At 58.3% G+C, this 23,276-nt stretch carries 19 protein-coding genes and 1 tRNA gene; 12 read left to right on the top strand and 8 right to left on the bottom strand.

The window, feature by feature from the left end; all coding sequences use genetic code 11:
• The first annotated feature begins 169 nt into the window (after positions 1-169).
• From ACP7E4_RS00370 to ACP7E4_RS00345, 6 genes are all read left to right on the top strand, one after another.
• Positions 170-1,288: an MFS transporter gene (locus tag ACP7E4_RS00370; RefSeq protein ID WP_426111479.1), complete on the top strand. Its 1,119-nt coding sequence runs from the start codon at positions 170-172 to the stop codon at positions 1,286-1,288.
• 282 nt (positions 1,289-1,570) lie between these two features.
• Complete coding sequence (locus tag ACP7E4_RS00365) at positions 1,571-2,251, top strand: hypothetical protein (protein WP_426110598.1); 681 nt, start codon at positions 1,571-1,573, stop codon at positions 2,249-2,251.
• Positions 2,252-2,326: 75 nt separating this feature from the next.
• Positions 2,327-2,944, top strand: a complete 618-nt coding sequence (gene lexA, locus ACP7E4_RS00360; protein ID WP_426110596.1) for a transcriptional repressor LexA — start codon at positions 2,327-2,329, stop codon at positions 2,942-2,944.
• Positions 2,944-3,561 (top strand): translesion DNA synthesis-associated protein ImuA, encoded by a 618-nt coding sequence (gene imuA / locus ACP7E4_RS00355; RefSeq protein ID WP_426110594.1) that lies wholly within the window; start codon positions 2,944-2,946, stop codon positions 3,559-3,561. Before lexA ends, imuA begins: the two co-directional genes overlap by 1 nt.
• A gap of 7 nt (positions 3,562-3,568) precedes the next feature.
• On the top strand, positions 3,569-4,984 hold the full coding sequence (locus tag ACP7E4_RS00350; RefSeq protein WP_426110592.1) for a Y-family DNA polymerase: 1,416 nt from the start codon (positions 3,569-3,571) through the stop codon (positions 4,982-4,984).
• Positions 4,981-8,079, top strand: a complete 3,099-nt coding sequence (locus ACP7E4_RS00345; protein WP_426110590.1) for an error-prone DNA polymerase — start codon at positions 4,981-4,983, stop codon at positions 8,077-8,079. Before ACP7E4_RS00350 ends, ACP7E4_RS00345 begins: the two co-directional genes overlap by 4 nt.
• Positions 8,080-8,144: 65 nt before the next feature.
• Here the strand turns inward: ACP7E4_RS00345 and ACP7E4_RS00340 are convergent, their stop codons facing one another.
• Complete coding sequence (locus tag ACP7E4_RS00340; protein ID WP_426110588.1) at positions 8,145-8,582, bottom strand: response regulator; 438 nt, start codon at positions 8,580-8,582, stop codon at positions 8,145-8,147.
• 490 nt (positions 8,583-9,072) lie between these two features.
• Between ACP7E4_RS00340 and ACP7E4_RS00335 the strand changes: the two genes are divergently transcribed.
• The 4 genes from ACP7E4_RS00335 (at position 9,073) to ACP7E4_RS00320 (ending at position 15,990) form a co-directional block, all read left to right on the top strand.
• On the top strand, positions 9,073-11,406 hold the full coding sequence (locus tag ACP7E4_RS00335; protein ID WP_426110586.1) for an Orn/Lys/Arg decarboxylase N-terminal domain-containing protein: 2,334 nt from the start codon (positions 9,073-9,075) through the stop codon (positions 11,404-11,406).
• Complete coding sequence (locus tag ACP7E4_RS00330; RefSeq protein ID WP_426110584.1) at positions 11,403-13,586, top strand: ornithine decarboxylase; 2,184 nt, start codon at positions 11,403-11,405, stop codon at positions 13,584-13,586. Before ACP7E4_RS00335 ends, ACP7E4_RS00330 begins: the two co-directional genes overlap by 4 nt.
• An 81-nt stretch (positions 13,587-13,667) precedes the next feature.
• Positions 13,668-15,032, top strand: coding sequence for a putrescine-ornithine antiporter (gene potE, locus ACP7E4_RS00325; RefSeq protein WP_426110582.1), 1,365 nt, complete (start codon positions 13,668-13,670; stop codon positions 15,030-15,032).
• 58 nt (positions 15,033-15,090) lie between these two features.
• Entirely contained in the window at positions 15,091-15,990 is a 900-nt protein-coding gene (locus tag ACP7E4_RS00320; RefSeq protein ID WP_426110580.1) for a polysaccharide deacetylase family protein, read from the top strand.
• Positions 15,991-16,063: 73 nt separating this feature from the next.
• On the opposite strand, the gene ACP7E4_RS00315 is transcribed toward ACP7E4_RS00320, so the two are convergent.
• Positions 16,064-17,152, bottom strand: a complete 1,089-nt coding sequence (locus tag ACP7E4_RS00315; RefSeq protein ID WP_426110578.1) for an NADH:flavin oxidoreductase/NADH oxidase — start codon at positions 17,150-17,152, stop codon at positions 16,064-16,066.
• 87 nt (positions 17,153-17,239) lie between these two features.
• On the opposite strand from ACP7E4_RS00315, the gene ACP7E4_RS00310 reads away from it, so the two are divergent.
• A complete protein-coding gene (locus ACP7E4_RS00310; RefSeq protein WP_426110576.1) occupies positions 17,240-17,542 on the top strand; it encodes an ArsR/SmtB family transcription factor in 303 nt (100 codons plus the stop codon).
• Positions 17,543-17,635: 93 nt separating this feature from the next.
• Here the strand turns inward: ACP7E4_RS00310 and ACP7E4_RS00305 are convergent.
• A tRNA-Leu gene (locus ACP7E4_RS00305) sits at positions 17,636-17,720 on the bottom strand.
• Positions 17,721-17,998: 278 nt separating this feature from the next.
• On the opposite strand from ACP7E4_RS00305, the gene gvpU reads away from it, so the two are divergent.
• Entirely contained in the window at positions 17,999-18,469 is a 471-nt protein-coding gene (gene gvpU, locus ACP7E4_RS00300) for a gas vesicle accessory protein GvpU (protein WP_426110574.1), read from the top strand.
• Between the two features lie 65 nt (positions 18,470-18,534).
• Here the strand turns inward: gvpU and ACP7E4_RS00295 are convergent, their stop codons facing one another.
• From ACP7E4_RS00295 to ACP7E4_RS00275, 5 genes are all read right to left on the bottom strand, one after another.
• Positions 18,535-18,870 (bottom strand): hypothetical protein, encoded by a 336-nt coding sequence (locus tag ACP7E4_RS00295; protein WP_426110572.1) that lies wholly within the window; start codon positions 18,868-18,870, stop codon positions 18,535-18,537.
• A 49-nt stretch (positions 18,871-18,919) separates the two neighbouring features.
• Positions 18,920-19,261: a transcriptional regulator gene (locus ACP7E4_RS00290; protein ID WP_426224875.1), complete on the bottom strand. Its 342-nt coding sequence runs from the start codon at positions 19,259-19,261 to the stop codon at positions 18,920-18,922.
• Positions 19,262-19,305: 44 nt separating this feature from the next.
• The gene (locus ACP7E4_RS00285; RefSeq protein ID WP_426110568.1) at positions 19,306-19,491 is read right to left on the bottom strand and encodes a hypothetical protein; all 186 of its coding nucleotides are present in this window, start codon (positions 19,489-19,491) and stop codon (positions 19,306-19,308) included.
• 518 nt (positions 19,492-20,009) lie between these two features.
• A complete protein-coding gene (locus ACP7E4_RS00280; protein ID WP_426110566.1) occupies positions 20,010-20,426 on the bottom strand; it encodes a hypothetical protein in 417 nt (138 codons plus the stop codon).
• A 173-nt stretch (positions 20,427-20,599) separates the two neighbouring features.
• Entirely contained in the window at positions 20,600-23,266 is a 2,667-nt protein-coding gene (locus ACP7E4_RS00275; RefSeq protein WP_426110564.1) for an excinuclease ABC subunit A, read from the bottom strand.
• Positions 23,267-23,276: the final 10 nt, after the last annotated feature.

Here is a 23,276-nt window from a genome sequence, read left to right as displayed (position 1 = left end):
TTACGTCAACACGGCACCGGATGAAAGGCGGTATTTGTGGGTCTGGGACCGGGTTGATGGCTAATCCTGCGCAGCGTATTAGCGTGTGAGTTTTATGAAAGAAGTGTTGTCAGGCCGCATTCCAGAGCCGCATGCTGCACGTCCGTTTTGTAACCGGCTGTTTCTCGAAATGCCTGCGGTTAAACCTTCCGTTGATGCTGCCTCTCGTCGTTCGGCCATAGTCCTGGCGCTGTGTTTACCCAGTGACGTGTTGCTGTATCTGCTGTTACCGATGCATGTGCAGGTATTTGGCATCAGCCTGGCCCAGGCCGGAGTGTTGCTGGCGGCCAATCGATTGGTGAGGATTTTTGGTTACAGCTACGTGGTGCGTTACTACGCGCGCCATGGTGATCGTCCTACGGTCATGCTGGCTGCGGCGACAGCAACGGTCTGCGCGCTGGGTAATGCCTTCATTTCCGGATTCTGGTGGCTGCTGATCCTGCGCCTGGGCTGGGGATTGGCCTACGCGGCGCTTAATTTGTCGACTCAGGTCCTGGCCACTTCGGAACCAGCGGGGGCGGCGCATCGCTCAGGTCGTTCCCGGGCCTATATTGCTATCGGCCCCATGCTGGCCTTGCCGCTGGGCGCATTGCTCAGTATCCAGTTCGGCCCACGACCGGTGTTTATTGTGCTGGCCTTGGCAGCGTTGCTCGGTTGCTGGGTGGCCCGTGGCTTGCCGGGGGTCGCACATGCCATGCCAACGGCTTCCGGCTGGCGTTTCAAGGCGCCGGACAGTGTTGCGATCTGGTCGTTTGTTGAAGGCGTCGCGCTGGACGGGCTGTTCATTTTTGGCTTATCGCTGCAGGCGCAAGCCGTGATGGGTACCAATGCGGTCCTGGTTGCGGGGGTATTATTGGCCTTGCGTTATGTCTCGGAAATGCTCCTGAGCCCATTGGGCGGCCGCCTTGCTGATCACGTCGGGGCCGTGAATATGCTGGTGGTGTGCTCGGTGCTGACCTGCATCGCACTCATGGCATTCGGTTCCCATTGGTTGATTCCAGGGGCCGCCAGCGTGTTGATCTTGCGCGCGGTGCAACTGCCTTTGGTGACCACGCTGGTTGCGCAACGCAACCCCGGGCCGGGTCGAGTGCAAGCTTTGGCCGCCAACGCTGTGTGGCGAGATATCGGCGCTGGGCTGGGTCCATTGTTGGCGGGGGTGTTATTGCCGGTTGCGTCTGCCACATGGGTGTATGCTGGTGCCGGGCTTGCAGTGGCGATAAGCGCAATCATCTGCGGGCTGCGCAAGTAGCTTTCGAGCAATAGTCTTTCGGTCTCTATAACGGGACAGCACTTTACTCATTGATAGTTCGAGTATTTATGGTCCTGAATGCAACCTTCAGGCCTTATTCGACTCTTATCGTCACATTCTTTAAATCGACACATTGGACAACTAGCCTGTGAGTAGCCATCACAGCCAGCCGCATGCTGATCGGAACATGGAGTTGCGGGGGAGCGAACCCACTCAGGGAAGCACATTCGCAGTAGCGATCGGCGCTATATCTCCAATAATGCATACCAGAATCCGAGAATAATGAAAATTTTCAAAGCGCCCCTCATCACCCGATTCCAGCGTCGCTGTGCATTCTTCGTTCTCCCTGTCTTGCTAGTAGCGTCCTCGGCGTTTTTGTTCAGCGTGGGCAAGGGCGTACATGCCGAACCCAAGAACGGTACACAAACCCTGGTGTTCATGCGTCACGCAGAAAAGCCTTCCATGGGCCTGGGGCAGTTGAACTGTCAGGGCCTGAATCGCGCCATCGATCTGTCAGAACTGCTGCCCAAGGAGTTCGGCAAGGCTAATTTCATCTTTGCCGCCAACCCCAGCCGTCACGTTGAAGAAGGCGAGGGCGATCATTCCTACAGCTATCTGCGTCCTTTGATGACGGTTGGTCCCAGCGCGATAAAGCTTGGCCTGCCCATCAACATCGACTTCGCGGCCAATGACACCAGCGATCTCGCCGATGAACTGATGAATGACAAGTACCGCGATGCGACTATTTACACGGCCTGGTCCCACGGTTATCTGCCTGAGTTGATCAATAAGGTGGCAGAGGAAGCGTCCGGACAAAAAATCAAACTTGTGAACGACTGGACGGGCGATGATTTTGACTCGCTGTCCGTGCTGACCCTCAAGTGGACCAACGGCAAAGCGACGCTCGAATACGAGAACTACAAGCAAGGGCTGAACGACGGTGCTGAAGGTTGTCCGACTTGATTCAGCCTTCGCCGGTCGCTGATTTCGAGTTTGGCGACCAAATGCTCTAGGCAGCAAAAGCGCAAGGGAGTACAAATGTACTCCATGAGCACATTATCTCCTCGCCGTAGCGCAATTCTTACCTTCATCCGCGATCGCATCGCGCAGCAGGGCCAATCACCGAGCCTTGCGGAAATCTCCGAAGCCTTCGGTTTTGCCTCGCGCAGCGTGGCACGCAAACACATTCTGGCCTTGACCGAGGCCGGTCTGATCGAAGTCATGGCCAATCAGGCCAGGGGCATTCGCCTGATAGAGAAGACCCCACGTCCCGAACTCATGGAAATCCCGGTCATGGGCCGCGTGGCCGCTGGCCTGCCGATTGGTCCGGATGTCGGCACCCACGACACTTTGCTGCTGGACCGCGCAACGTTTTCCCGCGTGCCGGACTATCTGCTGCGGGTGCAGGGCGACTCGATGATCGAGGACGGCATCCTTGATGGTGATCTGGTCGGCGTCCATCGAAGCAGTGAAGCCCACGACGGGCAGATCGTGGTTGCACGGCTGGACGGCGAAGTCACCATCAAACGCCTGCAAACCGGCGAGAACAAATATCTCCTGCTGCCGCGTAACCCGGCTTATGCGCCGATTGTGGTCGAACCCCATCAGGATTTCGCCATCGAAGGCGTGTTCTGCGGCCTGGTCAGGCGTGAATGATGGGCGCCGTGGTCAGCCTCGATGCGCTGCTGGACGAGCGCCGGGTCTGGAAAGGCCGGCAGACTGCGCCTTCAGTCAGCCCGCAGCCCACCGGCCATTCAGCCCTGGATGCCGCGCTGCCTACCGGCGGCTGGCCTGCATCAGCACTCAGTGAAATCCTGATCCCTGCCGATGGCAGTGGCGAGTTACGTCTGTTATGGCCAGCCCTGGCACGGCTGGCTGACAAGGGCGAGCGTATCGTCCTGGTTGCACCGCCGTTCATTCCTTACCCCCAGGCGTGGGAAGCGGCTGGCGTGGATCTACGCTGGCTGGCGGTGATTCAGGCCAGCGAGCGCGACGGTTTGTGGGCTGCCGAGCAATGCTTGCGCTCTGGCAGTTGTGGAGCAGTGGTGTGCTGGCCCCGGCAAGCGGATGACCGGGCACTGCGTCGTTTGCAAGTGGCCGCCGAAACCGGGCAGACCCTGGCATTTGCCTGCCGCCCCATACAGGCCGCGGCCAATCCATCGCCCGCTGCATTGCGCATTGCCATTGATACCCGCCCCCTGCAATTGCGGGTGCTCAAATGTCGGGGCGGTATGGCGCCGCCATTTCCCATCCCCTTTACGACAGACGCTTGAGGTTCTTATGTTGTGGGCCTGTGTCTTGTTGCCACAACTGGCGCTCGACGGCGTCATGCGCCGCCGCACCAATGCTGATGAACCGCTGGCGCTGCTGAGCGGCACGCCGCAACGGCGGATATTGCAGGCAGTCAATCCGGCCGGCCGAGCCTTGGGGCTGCGGCCCGGTCAATCCTTGAACAGTGCCCATGCCATGGTGCGGGATTTCGCCACCGCAGAATTCGACCCGGCAGAAACCGAACGCTGGCATCGATTGCTGGCTGCCTGGGCGTATCGCTTCAGCTCGCAAGTAAGTCTGAAATACCCGCGCGTGTTGATGATGGAAGTCGAATCAAGCCTGGGTTTGTTCGGACCGTGGCCGGTGTTCGAAGCCCGGCTGCGTGCGGAATTGAGCGCCTTGGGGTTTTCCCACCGGATAGTCGTGGCGCCCAATCCTGTGGCTGCGCGCATGTTGGCCAATGTTCACGACGGACTGGCGGTTACCTGCCGCGAGAGCTTGCGTAACGTTCTGGAACAGATGCCGGTGGATCGCATCGGCCTGAGCCGCGAAACCGCAACGGCCTTCACGCGCATGGGCCTGCGCAATCTACAACAGGTTTTCGGATTGCAACGTAACAGCCTGGCCCGGCGTTTTCCGGCGCATGTCATGCAGCATCTGGATACCTTGCTCGGAGAGCGGCCAGTGGCGTTGGAGTTCTATACGCCGCTGGACTATTTCGATGTGCGTATCGAACTGAATTTTGACGTCGAGTCTCATCAGGCCTTGCTGTTTCCCCTCAAACGGCTGGTTTCCGATCTGGCGATGTTTCTCGGCGGGCGCGACAGTGGCGTCCAGCGTTTCACCCTGCATCTGGAACATGTCGAAGGCGCTGACACGCTGGTACCGGTCGGACTGCTCAGCGCAGAACGCGATGGCGCCATGCTGTTTGAACTGGCGCGCGGTCGCCTGGAGCAGATTCAGGTGCCTTCCCCGGTGCGTGCAGTGCGCCTGCACGCCCGTGATTTGCCGCCATTTGTCCCGGCTCATCGGGAGCTATTTGATGAGCGCCCCCAGCAATCACTGCCCTGGGAGCAACTACGCGAACGCCTGCGTGCCCGCCTGGGCGATGAGTCAGTCAATGGCTTGCGCCTGCGCGCCGATCACCGGCCCGAATGTGCCTGGCAAGCCGACACTGAAACCAAAGCCCGGCTTTCCCAGCCGAAAGTGCCGCGTCCCGGCTGGCTGTTGAGCCAGCCATCACCGCTACCCAAGGCCGGTACGCGAATCCTCGCCGGGCCTGAGCGTATCGAGTCCGGTTGGTGGGACGGCGGCGATGTCAGGCGCGATTATTTCCTGATCGAAACCCGGACTGGCCAGCGAGGCTGGGCCTATCGGACCGTGGGCGAGGGCGGCGACCTGTTGCTGCATGGCTGGTTCGCATGAACAACCCATATGCTGAACTGCATTGCCTGTCGAATTTCAGTTTCCAGCGCGGGGCCTCCAGCGCCGCAGAATTATTCCAGCGCGCCAAAGAGCACCAATACCAAGCCCTGGCGATCACCGACGAATGCACATTGGCCGGCATCGTGCGCGCCTGGCAAGCAGCCATGGATAACGGTCTGCCGTTGATCATCGGCAGCGAGATCAGCATCGCCGATGGCCCCAAGATCGTGCTTCTGGTGGAAAATCTCAGTGGTTATCAAGCGCTGTGCCGGTTGATAACCCTGGCCCGGCGCAGAGCCAAAAAAGGTGAATACCTGTCATTGCGGGAAGATTTCCCGGCTGCGGGCAGCGGTTTGTTGGCGTTATGGCTGCCGGATCTCGAATTGCCAGTAGCAACGCTTCAGGAGCAAGGAGTGTGGCTGGGAGCAACATTCCCTGCAGCAACGTGGCTGGCGGTCGAACTGCATCGTGGTCCAGATGATCAACAGCGTTTCGGTCAACTCCAGACGCTGGCGCACGCGCTGGATATCCCGCTGGTCGCCAGTGGCGATGTGCACATGCATGCCCGTGGACGTCGTGCCTTGCAAGACACCATGACCGCTATCCGCCATCACACAACCGTGGCCGAGGCCGGGCATCGGCTGTTCGCCAACGGTGAGCGATACCTGCGTCCGCGCAGCGCCTTGCTTGAGCTGTATCCCGAGCAGTTATTGGCGCAAACGCTGTCGATTGCTGCGCGCTGCACCTTCGACTTGAGCCAGTTACGTTATGAATACCCGCATGAACTGGTGCCGGCAGCACATACGCCGGGCTCATGGCTGCGGGAAGTGACTGAGCAGGGTGTCCGCAAGCGCTGGCCTCAAGGACTGAAGCCAGCGACCCGGGCGCAGATCGAAAAGGAATTGCAGCTGATTGGCGAGATGAAGTTCGAGAGCTACTTTCTCACGGTCCACGACATCGTCTGCTTTGCGCGCAGTCGCCACATTTTATGCCAGGGCCGAGGTTCGGCGGCCAATTCGGTAGTCTGTTTCGCCCTTGGCATCACCGAATTGAATCCCGAAGAGAGCAATCTGCTATTTGAGCGATTCATTTCCAGGGAGCGCAACGAGCCGCCGGATATTGACGTGGATTTCGAACATGAGCGCCGCGAGGAGGTTTTGCAGTACGTTTTCAAACGTTATGGCCGGGGCAGGGCAGCTCTGACCGCAGTGGCCAGCACCTATCACGGCACTGGCGCGGTGCGTGATGTGGCCAAGGTGCTGGGTTTGCCGCCGGACCAGATCAATGCACTTGCGCAGTGTTTCAGTCGCTGGAGCGACGAAATACCTCCTGTGGAACGTCTGCGTGAAAGCGGATTTGACCCCGATGCGCCGATACTACGGCGCGTGCTGGCATTGACGGACACGCTGATCGGTTTCCCCCGGCATTTGTCGCAGCATCCCGGCGGTTTTGTCATTTCCGAGCACCCGCTGGAAACTCTGGTGCCAGTGGAAAACGCGGCAATGGCCGAACGCACCATTATTCAGTGGGACAAGAATGATCTGGATCTGGTGGGTCTGCTCAAGGTCGATATCCTCGCCCTGGGCATGCTCAGCGCGTTGCGGCGCACTTTCGATCTGGTGCGTACTTACCGAGGTCAGCAATGGACCCTGGCGACGCTGCCTGCGGAAGATCCTGCCACCTACGAAATGATCGGCCGGGCAGACACCATCGGGGTATTCCAGATCGAGTCCCGAGCGCAGATGGCCATGTTGCCGCGCCTCAAGCCCGTGACCTTCTACGATCTGGTCATCGAAGTGGCCATCGTCCGGCCGGGGCCGATTCAGGGTGACATGGTCCATCCCTACTTGCGCAGGCGCAACAATGAAGAAGCGATCACTTATCCACCAAGGCTGAAAAAGGTGTTCGAGCGCACCCTTGGCGTTCCTCTGTTCCAGGAACAGGTCATGGAAGTCGCGATTCTGGCGGCCGATTACACGCCCGGTGAAGCCGATGAGCTGCGCCGCTCCATGGCCGCCTGGAAGCGCCACGGCGGGCTGGAGTCGCACCGCCTGCGTCTGGCTGAGCGCATGAAGGCCAATGGTTATGAGCCGGAGTTCATCACCCGGATTTTCGAACAGATCAAGGGTTTCGGCAGTTACGGCTTCCCGGAATCCCATGCCGCCAGCTTCGCTTTGCTGACGTACGCCAGTTGCTGGCTCAAATGCCATGAACCGGCGGCCTTCGCCTGCGCGCTGATCAACAGTTGGCCCATGGGTTTTTACAGTCCCGATCAGATACTTCAGGACGCGCGGCGTCACCACATCGAAATTCGCCCGGTGGATGTACGCTACAGCGACTGGGACTGTTCACTGGAACCTGTCGATCATCACGAACACAACCGGACCCTTGCGATTCGCATGGGCATGCGCATGATTCGCGGCTTTCGTGAAGAAGATGCCCGTCATATCGAGTCTGCCAGGGCGAATAAAGTATTTGTCGACGCCACCGATCTGGGCCTGCGTGCGGGGCTGGACAACCGGGCGCTGGAGGCATTGGCCGACGCTGGCGCGTTGCGTGGGTTGATCGGTCATCGCCATCGGGCGCGCTGGGAAGTTGCCGGAGTCGAAGCGCAGCGTCCGCTGTTCGGCCCGGAACATACGGTTGAGGAGACGCAAATCGCCTTGCCTTTACCCACCGTGGCGCAGGATGTGTTCGCCGATTACGCCACGACCGGAACCACGCTGGGCCCTCATCCCCTGGCCATGTTGCGCCGTCAACTGGCCGCCAAACGCTTTCACAGTTCTCAAGATTTACTCGACGTTGAGCATGGACGCATGATCAGCGTGGCCGGGCTGGTGGTAGGCCGTCAGCGTCCGGGTACAGCCAGTGGCGTGACCTTCGTTACGTTGGAAGATGAGTTCGGCATGATCAATGTCGTGGTCTGGCTCGACCTGGCTCAACGTCAACGCAAGATTCTGGTGGGTGCCAGCTTGATGCAGGTATTCGGGCGGTTGGAGTCGCAGAAGGGCGTGCGGCATGTGATTGCGCAGCGCCTGTTCGATCTGACGCCGCTGCTTACCGGGCTGGATGTTCGCAGTCGTGATTTTAAATGAGGGCGGGAGCGAAGCCTGATTGCGGGCAAGTACCTCACGGTATAGGGCGCAACAGGCCTGGCGCACTAGCGAGGCGTGCTGCTGATTGATTCCAGAGGAGTATTGACCCGGTCAAGTTGAGCCATTACCCCATTGAGCAGTTGGGTAATCGTCCAGGGCTTGGCGATGAACAGCACGTCAGGCTTGATCTGATCGCTACCAGGCGTACCGTGCCCGGACATGACCACGATCGGTATGTCAGGCCATTTCTCACCCACCAGATTAGCCAGCGCAATGCCATCCATACTGCCCGGCATGCGCACGTCGGTCAGCAGCAAGGCAATCTCGTGGCCGTGCGCGTTGAGGTAATTGACTGCCTCGTCAGCATTCTCGACCGCTTTGGTTTCCAGCCCTTCTTCAGACAGGATTTCGCATACGAAGTCCCGAATCATTGGCTCATCTTCAACAACAAGCACCAGACTCATTGTGGATCGGGTCTCTTCGTACTGCGGTGATTGAGTCATTTTGGTTCCCTCAGCCTGCACATTAAAAATCCGGGAGCACTGCAACGTTGGATCCATTTTCGTTGTTCCCAGACATCTGAGCGAAATCAAACGGAAAAAATTCATTTTTAAATAAAAAGCGATGAGTTCCAGACGACCGGCATCAAACCATGGAGCTTACCTGGGCCGGTCCTCAGCATTGATTCAGATCAATTCCCGAGTTTGCCACTCTGCAAAAATAGCGGCTCTTCAGCCCCGACGCTGCCATATGGCCCCTCATTATCTAAATCCCTCCGTGATCTGTTCGTTCAGGAAAGGGACGGCTCAGTGAAAGTTTCAATTTCCCGACTACGCTTCCTTACCACCTCTGCTGTGGTTGTAAGTTCCCTTCGCTCTCAAGTCAAAAGTCACTCACAGATCAACTTCCCCAGATATTCCGCAACGTCAGTTTTCAGATTGCCTATCGCAATCGATAGCCATGTCATGCGCTCTTAGAACAGGAAGTTTTAAAATGCCTCGTAAACAGCAAGCCCGATTAGGTATGAAAGCACTGCTCATTCATGAAGATCTTACGGCACTGACAGCAGCAGGCAGGGCTGTCAGAGAAATGGCCGAGGTTCTGGAGCAGCGTCAGGTCGAAGTGCTTCAAGCGCAAAGTGCGTTGGATGCAGTCGCCATCATCAATGCCGATCCCATGGTGCAATGTGTCCTGCTGGATTGGGATCTGGACCTGGACGATGGTCACGAACAGGCTATGACTGTACTCAATGCAGTACGCGCCCGCAGTGAAGCCTTGCCTATTTTTCTGTTGGCTGATCGCAGCAGCGCCGCCACTGTTCCACTTGAAGCCATGCAGAAGTCCGACGACTTTATCTGGTTACTTGAAGACACCATTGCGTTTATTGGCGGACGCATTGTCGCAGCCATCCAGCGTTATCGGGAAGCGGTACTGCCGCCAATGTTCTCGGCATTGGTGAGATTTTCCCAAGTCTATGAATACTCGTGGCATACGCCGGGACATACTGGCGGGACTGCTTTTCTGAAATCCACGGCCGGGCGGGCGTTTTTCGATTATTTCGGCGAAAACCTGTTCCGCTCCGACCTGTCGATTTCCGTCGGTGAGTTGGGATCACTGCTTGATCATTCCGGTCCCATCGGCGCCAGCGAAGTGTATGCGGCACGCGTCTTCGGCGCCCATCGCACGTATCACGTCACCAACGGCTCATCGACATCCAATCGGGTGATCCTGATGGCCAGCGTCACTCGCGATCAGGTGACGCTGTGTGATCGCAATTGCCACAAGTCGGTGGAGCACGCCATGACCATGTCCGGCGCGTTGCCGACGTATCTGATCCCGTCGCGCAACCATTACGGCCTGATCGGCCCGATCCCGCCGGAGCGTCTGAGCGCCAGCTATATCGCTGAATCGATTGCCAACAATCCGCTGGTCCACGCTGACATCGACCCGACGCCGATGCACGCGATCATCACCAATTCGACCTACGACGGGCTTTGCTACAACGTGCGCCGGGTTGAAGAGCTACTGGGTGAAAGTGTTGATCGTTTGCATTTTGACGAAGCATGGTTCGGTTACGCGCGCTTCAATCCGATGTATCACGAACGCTTCGCAATGCACGGCGAACCGGCCGGCCACAGCGCTGATCGGCCGACGGTTTTTTCCACTCAGTCCACACACAAGCTGCTCGCCGCACTGTCCCAGGCTTCGATGATTCACATCCGTGATGGCCGTCGTCCCATTGATCACGCGCGTTTCAACGAGGCATTCATGATGCATGCCTCGACATCGCCCAATTACGCGATCATCGCTTCCAATGATGTCAGCGCCGCCATGATGGACGGCCCGGGCGGCAAGGCCTTGACCGGCGATGCAATTCGCGAGGCGGTCTCATTCCGACGCATGCTGGCACGTCTCAATGCCGAGTTTCTGGAGAAGGGCGAGTGGTTCTTCAACGTCTGGCAGCCCGATACCGTGTTCGACCCCGCACAAGGCAAAGACATTGCGTTTCATACCGCCAGCGATGATCTGCTGGCCAGCGAGCCCGCCTGTTGGGTACTCAAGCCTAATGCGGCCTGGCACGGGTTTGGCAATATCGAAGACGGTTACTGCCTGCTGGACCCGATCAAGGTGTCGATCACCTCGCCCGGAATCCTCGCAGGCGGCGGCATGAGCGGGCAGGGCATTCCTGCACAGGTGTTGACGGCTTATCTGGATCGGCAAGGCATCGTCGCCGAGAAAACCACTGATTTCACCATCCTGTTCCTGTTCTCCATCGGCGTGACCAAAGGCAAGTGGGGCACGCTGGTCAATGCGCTGCTCGACTTCAAGCGTGACTTCGATAACAACGCGCCGCTAGAACTGGTGCTGCCACCCCTGATGGCTGCTCATGGCGCGCGCTATCGCGGTCTGGGCCTGCGCGACCTGTGCGAAACCATGTTTGCCACCATGGCGCATCTGGACACCACCGCTGCGATGTCCCGTGGTTTCTCGACCTTGCCGGTTCCGGACCTGAGTCCGGTGCGCGCTTTCGAGCAACTGGTGCGCGGCAACGTTGAAGTGTTGAGTCTGGAACAGATGGCGGGTCGTACCGTGGCCACTGGCGTGGTGCCTTATCCACCTGGCATTCCGTTGTTGATGCCTGGCGAGAACGTCGGCCCCGCAGACGGCCCGTTACTCGGCTATCTCAAGGCTCTGGAAGCGTTCGATCATCGTTTTCCTGGCTTCACCCATGACACTCATGGGGTGGAAGTGGAAGAAGGTCTTTATAAGGTTCGCTGCCTTACGCAGCCAGCCGTCAACCCATCTGTAGCTGAGGTTACCCAGTGAATCGTTTGAAAATTGCTGCCAGTCTCGCCAGCCGCAGCAGCTTCGCCACCGCGCGTACCGTGTTGGAATTCAACGAAACCGATCTGACCGACATCGCTGCAGCGGTCATCAGTGCCGAAGACGTGCGCAACGGGCTGCTGGAAGTCATCCGCACCTCCGGGTTTGATATCCCGATTTTCTTTGCTGTCACGGCCAAAGACCAATTGACCCCGGAAAACCTGCCGAGCATAGAACATGTACTGCTGCAAATCAGCGGGGTGTTCGACCTTGGCGTCGATGATGCGCAGTTCTACGGCGACAAGCTCGAAACCGCTGCCAGCCAGTATGAAGAAGCCTTGCTGCCGCCGTTCTTCGGCGCATTGAAACACTATGTGGAACGCGGCAATTCGACATTTGCCTGCCCGGGCCACCAGGGCGGCCAGTTCTTCCGCAAGCATCCGGCCGGTCGGCAATTTGTCGAATTTTTCGGTCCGACCCTGTTCCGCGCCGACCGCTGCAATGCCGATGTCGAGATGGGCGACCTGCTCATCCATGAAGGCGCTCCACTGGAAGCGCAGAAGCGGGCGGCCAAGGTGTACAACGCCGACAAGACCTACTTCGTGCTCAATGGCACCTCGGCCTCGAACAAGGTGGTGACCAATGCCTTGCTGACCCCGGGCGACGTGGTGCTGTTCGACCGTAACAACCACAAGTCCGTGCATCAAGGAGCCTTGTTCCAGGCGGGTGCCACGCCGCTGTATCTGGAAACCGCGCGCAACCCCTATGGTTTTATCGGCGGCATCGACGCCCACTGCTTTAACGAAGATTACCTGCGCGAACAGCTGCGCACCGTCGCGCCGCACAAAGCCGATGAGCCCCGGCCGTTTCGCCTGGCAGTGATTCAACTGGGCACTTACGACGGCACGATCTACAACGCCCGGCAGGTGGTGGATCGCATCGGTCATTTGTGCGACTACATTTTGTTCGACTCAGCCTGGGTCGGTTATGAGCAATTCATCCCGATGATGAAAGACTGCTCGCCCATGCTGCTCGAACTGGGCCCGGAAGATCCTGGCATCTTCGTCACCCAGTCGATCCACAAGCAACAGGCAGGCTTTTCCCAGGCCTCGCAGATCCACAAGAAAGACCGGCACATCAAAGGCCAGGATCGCTACTGCAATCACCATCGTCTGAACAACGCCTTCATGGCTCAGGCGTCAACCAGCCCGTTTTACCCGCTGTTCGCCTCGCTGGACGTCAATGCCCGCATGCACAGCGGACGCAGCGGCCTGCGCCTGTGGAGCGAATGCGTTCATGCTGGCATCGAAGCGCGCAAGCTGGTCATGGACAACTGCACATTGATTCGGCCGTTCGTGCCGCCAACCATCGACGGCCGTTATTGGCAGGACTACCCGACGGACGTGATCGCCAATGATCTGCGCTTCTTCAAGTTTCATCCCGATGAGCGCTGGCATGCGTTTGACGGCTATACCGACGATCAATACTTTATCGACCCGTGCAAGCTGTTGTTCACCACGCCGGGCATCGATGCAGTCACCGGCGCCTATACCGAATTTGGCGTGCATGCGGGCATATTGGCCACCTTTCTGCGCCAGTACGGCATCGTGCCGGAAAAGAGCGACCTGAACTCAATTCTCTTCCTGCTGACACCCGCTGAAGGCAAGGCGAAGATGCAGCACCTGGTGGCGCAGATCGCGCGTTTCGAGCGCTTCATTCATGACGATGCGCTGCTCGCGCAAGTGCTGCCCAACCTGTATCAGGCCAATCAGGTCCGTTACCAGGACTACACCATCGGCCAGCTGTGTCGCGAGATGCACCAGTTGTACGTGCGCCATGACGTCAAGCGTTTGCAGAAGGAGATGTTCCGCAAGGTCAGCATGCCGCCGATTGAGCTCAATCCACGGGATGCTCACCTGGAGTTTGTGCGCGGGCATTGCGAATTGATCGCCTTGCAGGACGCCAAAGGCCGCATCGCTGCCGAAGGCGCATTGCCGTATCCGCCGGGTTTGCTCTGCGTGGTACCCGGCGAAGTCTGGCAAGGCCCGGTGTTGGAATACTTCCTGGCCCTGGAAGACGCGATCAATCACTTCCCCGGTTTCAACCCCGAGTTGCAGGGTGTGTATCTGCGCGTCGAAGACGACGGCCGTACCCGCGCCTACGGTTATGTCATCAAGCAATGATCCATCTTGAGGGGCGCCGGCAATCTCTTGCCGGCGTTTTCACCGGAATACCGCGCTGTGTCAAAAGCGCAGGAGTGCGACATGGTTAGTACAGTCAAGAAAATGAACGTGGTCCAGCTGACAGTGCTGACGGCGATCAACATGCTGGGCTCGGGGATTGTTCTGTTGCCGTCCAAGCTGGCGCAAGTGGGGACGATTTCGATTTTCTCCTGGATCGTCACCGCGCTGGGTTCTCTAGCGCTGGCGTATGCCTTTGCCAAGTGCGGACGCTTCAGCCGCAAGCCCGGCGGCATGGGCGGCTATGCCGAATATGCGTTTGGCCGCTCCGGCAACTTCATGTCCAACTACACCTATGGCGTATCGTTGCTGATTGCCAACGTGGCCATTGCGATCACGGCCGTGGGCTACGCGACGGTGCTGTTCAACATGACGCTGACCCCGATTGGCGTCGCCATGGCCACCGCCGGACTGTTGGTGCTGACCACCGTGGCCAACTTTGGTGGTGCGCGGATTACCGGTCAAATCGGCAATGTCACCATTTGGGGCGTGGTCATTCCGGTATTGGGTGTTTCGGTGCTGGGTTGGTTCTGGTTCGACAAATCCTTGTACGTTGCGGCCTGGAATCCCCATGACATGCCGCTCTTTGAGGCAGTGGGTGCCTCCATTTCCATCACGTTGTGGGCGTTTCTCGGCCTTGAGTCCGCGTGTGCCAACACTGATGCGGTGGAAAATCCGGAGCGTAACGTGCCGATCGCCGTACTGGGCGGCACCTTGGGTTCGGCGGTGATTTACATCGTGTCCACCAACGTGATTGCCGGGATTGTACCCAACGTGGATCTGGCGGCCTCCAACGCGCCGTTCGGCCTGGCGTTCGCCACTATGTTCACCCCCATCGTCGGCCAGATCATCATGGGCCTGATGGTTATCGCCTGCATCGGTTCGCTGCTGGGTTGGCAGTTCACCATTGCCCAGGTGTTCAAGAGTTCGGCGGACGTCGGCTACTTCCTGAAACTGTTCGCCAAAACCACCGCCAAAGATGTACCCATCGTTGGCATGCTGGTGCTGCTGGCCTGCCAGGTAGCGCTGACCCTCATGACCATCAGTCCGGACCTGAGCAAGCAGTTCGACATGATTGTCAATCTGGCGGTAGTCACCAACCTCGTGCCCTACCTGATGTCCATGGCGGCACTGATGACCATGCAGAAGGTCGCGGGTGTCTCGCCACGCGATGCCATGTTCACCAACGCGATTGCCTATATCGCTGCGGCGTATAGCTACTACGCGCTGTACAGCGCAGGGGCCAACGCGATGATGCTGGGCGGTATCGTCACCATGCTGGGCTGGACGCTGTATGGCACGGTCAGCCGCCGCTTCATGACGATTGACGCCATTGTGGTGTCAGATCCGGTGATAAACGCGGATGCGGGGACAGCAAGAGGCCAGTAGACTGTGCGCCAGATATTCCATGGCGATTAACGTCAGTCACTCGGACTACAGCAGATCAATGAGACGTATCGTCAACGCTTTAACCGGGCTCGCCATGCTGGCGAGCCTCGCCGGTTGTATTTCCGCCCCGATTCCATTAACCGCAGAGACCTCCCAACGTCTCCAGTCACAAGCCCCGATCCGGTTTTTGCTGACCTTTGACGATGGCCCCAGCGCTTCGGGGTTCTCCAATCCCACGCTGACGGTCCTGGACAGCCTTAAAAACAATCCATTGCAGCCGGATATCAAAGCCGTGTTTTTTGTGCAAACCGGCGCTGCGCGGGCGGGCGGCAGCGAGCGTGGCCAGCGGGTGATGCATCGGGAGAACGCGGCAGGACATATCCTGGCGTTTCATACCGCAACGCCGGGGCACACCAATCATCGTTCCTTGTCACCTGAAGTGCTTGAGCAATCCCTGAGGGCAGGCAGTGCCGCCATCGCTGCGATCAGTGGCACGCCGCCTGCGCTGGTCCGCCCGCCGTTCTGGAATTACGACAAACGCACTTTTGCCGCTTATCAGCAGCACGGTATGCACGTCTTGCTGACCGACGTGAGCGCCAATGACGGCAAGATTTGGGGATTCAATGCGAGCCCGCGTCGACGCGCCAATATGCTCAGGCAGCTTTCCGAAGTTCGTGAGCGTATTGCTGCCGGCGATTTGCCTATCGTGGATGGCGTGGTTCCCGTAGTGGTGACCTTCCATGACCTGAATCGCTATTCAGCCCGACACACCCGGGAATACCTGCAGATCCTGCTGGATAGCGCCAAGGCCACAGGCGTCACGACCGCCGACAAGCCGTTTTACGATGACCAGTCGACGTTGCTGCGTGCAGCGTTAGCGCGCACGGTTCAGAACGGCGACGAGCCCGTGCATTTGCCCGGAATGTGGAACTGGATCTGGGGCGCCAATTCGCAGTGATGCGCGACGCGGTAATCATTGATGTGAAAAAGGCGACCTGTTGGTCGCCTTTTTTGCTGGATGGTGCGAGCTGTCAGTAGCGTTCAAGCCAGTGAGCGTAAGGGGCTGGCAAGGTCCAGGAAGCGCGCTCCACACCCAGCTCCTTGGCGGCGAAATAGGCCCAGTGCGGGTTGGCCAGGTGAGCACGACCGACCATGACCAGGTCCAGTTGCCCATCCTTGACCACTTGTTCGGCGATGGCCGGAGTACCGAAGCCCCATGCGGAGGAAACTGGAATGCCAGCCTCGCGACGCACGCGCTCGGCAATCGGGCCCATGAACGATGGTGCCCACGGAATATTGGTTTCCGGGATCGTGAAGCCGATGCTGACGCTGAGCATGTCCAGGCCGGCAGCCTTGAACTGGCGAGTCAATTCGATGGATTCCACCAGCGTTTGCTCGTCGCGGCCATCGAACTCAAGCACACCGAAACGGGCGGTCAACGGCAGGTTTTCCGGCCAGACATCGCGCACTGCCGCCAGGGTTTCCAGCAGGAAGCGGCTGCGGTTTTCGAAACTGCCACCGTAAGCGTCTTCGCGATGATTGGAGTGCTCGGAAAAGAACGTCTGCGCCAGATAACCGTGGGCGAAGTGCAGTTCCAGCCACTCGAAGCCCGCATCCCGCGCACGACGGGCCGCCGCGACGAAATCATCACGAACGCGGGCGATGTCGTCCAGGGTCATCGCTTTGGGTTGTTTCGGCAGATTGGCACCGAAGGCGATGGAGGAGGGGGCAATGGTGTCCCAGCCGCGCGCATCATCGGCGGCAATATGATCGTCGCCTTCCCAGGGACGGTTGGCACTGGCCTTACGACCGGCGTGGGCGATCTGGATGCCCGGCACTGATCCGGCAGCCTTGATGGCTTGCACCACCGGCACGAATGCCTGGGCCAGTTCGTCGTTCCAGATGCCGGTGCAGCCCGGCGTGATGCGGCCTTCAGGTGCGACCGCCGTGGCTTCCACGATGACCAGACCCGCGCCGCCGCGAGCGATGGCGGCCAGATGCACCTGATGCCATTCGTTGATCAGGCCATCGACAGCGGTGTATTGGCACATAGGCGGCACAGCGATGCGATTGCGCAGCGTGATGTCTTTAAGCGTGTAGGGTTGGAACAAAGCAGACATGGTCAGACCTCGGGTCAATTGCAAATTCGGTTGTTCGATACTATTCGAACAATGGCCGTCTGGCAAACCCTTGTGTATGATCCGTCCATGCGTCCATTCAAACATCCGCCAGTCAGTGATTTCATCCTCGAACGGGTCTTCTATGCCCTGAGCGACCCCGTACGCCTTGAAATCGTTCGCCACCTCGGCCGGGTCATCGACGCCAGTTGCGGTGAACTGGATGGCGGAAGACCCAAGTCGAGCATGTCCCATCACTTTCGTGTGTTGCGCGATGCCGGGCTGGTCAGAACCCAGAGCGTGGGAACCACCCACATGAACTCACTGCGCAGAGAAGAACTGGACAGTCGGTTTCCTGGGTTACTGGCGGTGATATTGGCGCAGCAGAGCTGATTGAAGTGGTATTTGCGGGCCAGAGCTGAAATTTTCAGGGCGAAAACAAAAAGGGCCTACCCGATAATTGCGGTAAGCCCTTGCTGTATTAGATGGTGCCCCGAGCCGGGGTCGAACCGGCACGTCCTGGAACGAGGGATTTTAAGTCCCTTGCGTCTACCAATTTCGCCATCGGGGCGGTCTTGCAGAAGAGCAGGGAGGATATACATCCAGCTTGCCTGAAGCAAGCTTGCAAACCCCTTATGTGAAACAGAATCTTGCTTCGCCCCCAAAATAAAAAGCTTGAGAATCATGACTCTACGCGGCTCGCCCAGGATAGACGAGCCGTTGCAAGCGTGACCTGCGTCTGATAATGCACATTCACATTTCGTTGTCGGCACGGACATTGCGCTGTTTTGTTTTGGGTCTCAGTGCTGTATAGCTTGAGCTCCCATTTTGTGTAGCACGGAGGCAACAATGACAGACGCACGCCAGAATCAGCAGTCGGACACGTCAGCCAGCGGTGAAATTGAGGACGCGCTTTCGCATTTGAAGTGGCAGGGCAAGCAGATCGATTGGCTGCTGCAGTGGCTGGTCAAATTTGTGGCAAACACCAAGGTAGAGATGGGTATCACCCTGACCGTCGGCGGCAATCTCGTTTCAGGTCAATTGATTTCCCATGACGCGTACTTTGAACAGTTGGCAGCCGATATTTCTGCGCCTTTCGCTCAGTTCAACAACGGCACCGAAGCCTCCATGAAGGAGATGATCCTGTCATTTCGCCCAGGCGAATCCACGGACGATACTCCAGAGTTTCACTTCATTCATTTGAAGGACTGCAAGACTTACTCAAATGAGCAGAACCCTATTTGCGCAGAGGGTGTTCTCTGGCGCGGGAAAATTGCCTCGGTGACCGGTTTCACTATTGGCCTCATCACCCGCAAATAAGCCATTGGTCCCTACAGGCCCCGACGTGAGCGGGGCCTGTCATCGCAACTGGACGTGAGCTGTCCTCATTGTCCCGCGAGCAGTTTCAATACCGTCAGGTTGCGTCGAGAGGGCTGCTGTGCGACAGGACGCACGATTGAGATCACTTTCCCAAGCCCCGAACAATGTTCAGCGCCCTCGTTCTCGATGGCTTCCAATAAGGTTTTAGCCAAAATAGTTGCTCCGTAAGGGCCTCTATAATCCGCTGGCCGGATCCCCGACACGCCATAAACAGCATGAGTGTAAGTGTGTGTTAACACGAGCGAGACCCTGTTGATATCAGTTTCTTTACACGACACCTTGTAATCGCGAAGTCGAGTTTCCAGCACATTGCCTATCTGGTGAATGGACAGCAGTTTCATAACGACTCCTTTTCCTTAAAGTACGAAAGGCATTACCTATGCTTAATCGTTATCCATTGAACATTGTTACCGCATCGATCCCGTCATGGAACGCAACGTTACGCGTTTCCGGGTTGTCATTCAAAACGCCATTCAGACGGAATAAAAGATGACTCATGAGCTGTTTGTCAGCACCTTCTATATCTCGATAGGCCGCTATGAACAATCGTTCACTGCCGGTGAGTTGCGACAGCCCGACCGACCGCTTTCCTGTGAGAATGAACAGCAAGTCAATTCCGGTGACCGCTATCGCAGCCAGGTAGTCACCACGAGGAAGTCGACGCCCACTTTCATACTTGACCTGCGCATTAGGTTTGACACCGCCGACGGCCGCAAATAGATACTGAGGCATGCCTACCCTGATTCGCTCGTTGCGCAGCCTGACATGCAAAGTCTTCATATCATGAACAGAGAAATGCGCGCAGCGGAGTTTGATTTTTCAACGCAGCAGCGTCCGGTTTCCAGCGGATGGCTTGCGGGTCGCGAGCCGGAACCGAGAAGATTTGAAGTTTGACATGTTTCGATTTCGGACAATAACAAGTGTGCCAGCCGGGCCACGGCTGACAGGCTGAGATAATTCATTTTGGCGACTCCTGAAATAGCATATATCTCCTGACTGTTAACATGCGTTAACACTAACTCCAATGTTCCATTTTTGAGAAAGTTGCACTGAACCCTGTAACCATGCAGCCGAAGGCGAAGGGCCATTGCCAAATAAGCTGGTGCTAATGAAATCATGCCATACGTCCGCGTCATTTGTTGCTAACTTAGCAAGACATGTTTTTTGAGTAAATAGCGTTGGCACACTGTTGTCACACGTGCCGAGTGCAATACAAGTACAAAAGCTCTCTAGCTTGGGCGTTATAGAGATTTAATGCCGTTATAAAATATTGCGGCAGCGAGAGTTGGCGCGAAAGTGAACTTAGCGTTCGAGTGAGGGAGTTGCGTGAGAGTGTGCGTTTGGATGTATCAGGAAACAGACAACAATCTCGATCAGAGGAATACCGTGGCCAACACCGTTGGAATGCTTGAACGGGTTGGCCTGGGTATCATTGCATCACCAGCGCCGCTCCGGAACGCCGGAGCGGACGAGCAACAGATCAATTGCGACGATGATTACGCTTGTTCTTGTGCTTGCGAGAGTGGCTTTTGTCGTTGCTGCTGCTACCAAGGTTGTTACCCACTGCGCCGCCCGCTGCGCCACCCAGGCCAGCGCCGATGGTAGAGCCGGTGCTGCCGCCCAATTGATTGCCGATCAACGAACCGCCGGCAGAACCGATGCCGCCGCCAATGGCTGCCTCAGTCCGGCTGCCTTTGCGCGCGCCTACAGCGCTGCCCGCAGCGCCGCCGACGCCAGCACCTACCGCCGCGCCGGTGCTGCCACCCATTTGTTGTCCGATGACATTACCCAACGCTCCGCCCAAGCCGCCGCCAATCGCTGCAGTACCGTCGCCAGCCGCCATCGCGCCTTGGGTGATGAGAAAACTAAGTGCCAATGTTGGAAAGATAAAACGCATGCCGTGAACCTCAGAAATACACACTGCGTGTAGTGGCGTCCTGATGGCTACCACTGTACAGGCCGCCACTCTACCACCAACTGATCGCAACGAATGTCCGATCAGATGGAATGCTGGCATTGATCTCCAATCGACTGCCGGACCGCCTTCCACGGCAGTCGGCAATCCAGCCCTTATCGCCCCAGCAACGGCTTGAGAAATGGCGCGGTTCGACTCGTCTTGACCTTCGCCACGGCCGCCGGTGTGCCGCTGGCAACGATGCGGCCACCTTCGTCACCGGCACCTGGGCCGATATCGATCACCCAATCGCTCTGCGCAACCACGCGCATCTCGTGTTCGACCACGATCACGGTATTGCCGGCATCCACCAGCGTGTTGAGTTGTATAAGCAGGCGATCAACGTCGGTCGGGTGAAGACCTGTGGTGGGTTCATCCAGAACATACAAGGTCGCGCCGCGTTGCGCGCGCTGCAACTCGGTGGCCAGTTTGATGCGCTGCGCTTCGCCACCGGACAATTCAGTTGCCGGCTGGCCCAATCGCAAATAGCCCAGACCGATATCCCGCAGCACCTCTAGAGCGCGCAGCACCGACGGCTCAGCCGCGAACTGAATCACGGCTTCGTCAACAGTGAGGTGCAGAACCTGCGCAATGTTCAGCCCTTGCCAGGTCACCGTCAGGGTTTGCGGGTTATAGCGGGCGCCATGACAAGTCGGGCAGGGCGCGTAGACGCTGGGCATGAACAACAATTCAACGCTGACAAAGCCTTCGCCTTCACAGATGGGGCAGCGACCTTTGGCGACATTAAAGGAAAACTGACCGGCATCGTACCCGGCGCTTCGGGCCTGGGGCGTTGCGGCAAAGATCTTCCGGACCTGATCAAACAACCCGGTATACGTCGCGAGGTTGGAGCGTGGCGTGCGGCCGATTGGCTTCTGATCGACCTGGACCAGGCGACGAATACCTTCAAGCCCTTCGGTGACTTTTCCGTCACTGGTCTGCGGCGCGTCATCTTCAAGGCTGGGTGCTTCCCGGGCTTGATCCTGAGCGGGACGTCCCAGATGCGCGCCTACCAATTCCAGCAGTGCGTGACTGACCAGGCTGGACTTGCCAGAGCCGGAAATCCCTGTCACGGCGGTAAAACAGCCAAGCGGGAACGCAGCGCTGAGGTCATGCAGATTGTTTCGCGTAACCCCTTCCAGGCGTAACCAGCCCGAAGGCTCGCGTCGGGGATGAGCCGGGAGTTGGTGCTCGGCAAACAGGTGCAACCGGGTCTGCGAGGCCTCGACATCGGCAAGTCCGGCGGGAGGGCCGCTGTACAGAACACGTCCACCTTGTTCACCCGCTGCCGGCCCGACTTCAATGAGCCAGTCGGCACGACGCATGGTTTCCAGATCATGCTCCACGACAAACAACGAGTTCCCTGCGGCCTTCAGGCGTTGCAAAGCGCTGAACAACGCCTCGCCGTCAGCCGGATGCAAGCCTGCGGAAGGTTCATCGAGTACGTAGATCACGCCAAACAGTTGCGAGCCCAGCTGGGTGGCCAGGCGCAGGCGCTGCAATTCTCCGGAAGAAAGCGTCGGGGTGCTGCGATCCAGCGCAAGATAACCAAGGCCCAGTTCGGTCAGGGTGCTGACTCTGGCTAGCAGATCCTCGGCGATGCGTTGCGCCGCCAGCCGTTTCTCAATGGATAAGCTGGGTGTCAGCCTTACGTCCGGGGCCGCCGAGTGGTCAGATTTGCCTTGGGCTGCGCGCTGTTTACGAGTCCGCCTGGACTCTTCTGGCGTAATGACTTCGGCCTCGCCGAAATTCTCGGTGAGGAATTTCTCGTCAGCCACGGGCTTCAATACCTGGGCCAGTTGCAACAACGGCATCTGCGACAGCTCGCCGATGTCCAGGCCGGCGAAGGTTACCGACAGCGCCGCGCGGGTCAGGCGTTTGCCCTGACACAGTGAGCACGGGCTGCCGATCATGAATTGCGCCACACGCTTCTTCATCAGCGCACTTTGCGAGTGGCTGAATGTGTGCAGCACATAGCGCCGAGCGCCGGTAAACGTCCCTTGATAGCTCGGCTCGAGTTTGCGTTTGAGCGCGACTCGGGTCTCTTCCGGCGTCAGGCCTGCGTAGACCGGAACCGTTGGCTGCTCGTCGGTAAACAGAATCCAGTCACGCTGCTTTTTCGGCAGATCGCGCCACGGAGTGTCCACGTCGTACCCCATGGTGACCAGAATGTCGCGCAGGTTCTGGCCCTGCCATGCGGTCGGCCAGGAGGCGATAGCGCGCTGGCGGATGGTCAGTGAGTCATCCGGCACCATCGTTTGCTCTGTCACTTCGTAAACCCGGCCCAGCCCGTGGCATTGCGGGCACGCGCCCTGCGGGGTGTTGGGTGAAAAATCCTCGGCGTAGAGCATCGGCTGCCCGGGTGGATAACTGCCGGCGCGGGAGTACAGCATGCGGATCAGGCTTGAAAGTGTCGTTACGCTGCCAACTGAAGATCGGGCGCTGGGCGATCCGCGTTGTTGCTGCAGCGCCACGGCGGGCGGCAGCCCTTCGATGGAATCCACATCCGGCACGCCAACCTGATCGATCAAGCGCCTGGCATACGGCGCCACAGACTCAAAGTAACGGCGCTGCGCCTCGGCATACAGCGTCGAGAAGGCCAACGACGATTTTCCGGACCCCGACACACCGGTGAACACCACCAGTGCGTCACGGGGTATGTCGACATCGACGTTCTTCAGATTGTGCTCGCGGGCACCCCGCACCCGGACAAAGCCTGTGTGATGGGTTATCGGCAGAGGAGGCAGGGCATGGTTGTCTGGCGTAGTGCGCTGTGAAGTCATCGTCCAGCCT

Origin of the sequence: Pseudomonas sp. DSP3-2-3 (genome assembly GCF_049898225.1) — a bacterium.
In the GTDB taxonomy this organism is placed as follows: Bacteria; Pseudomonadota; Gammaproteobacteria; order Pseudomonadales; family Pseudomonadaceae; genus Aquipseudomonas.
This window is presented reverse-complemented; position numbering and strand designations above follow the sequence as displayed.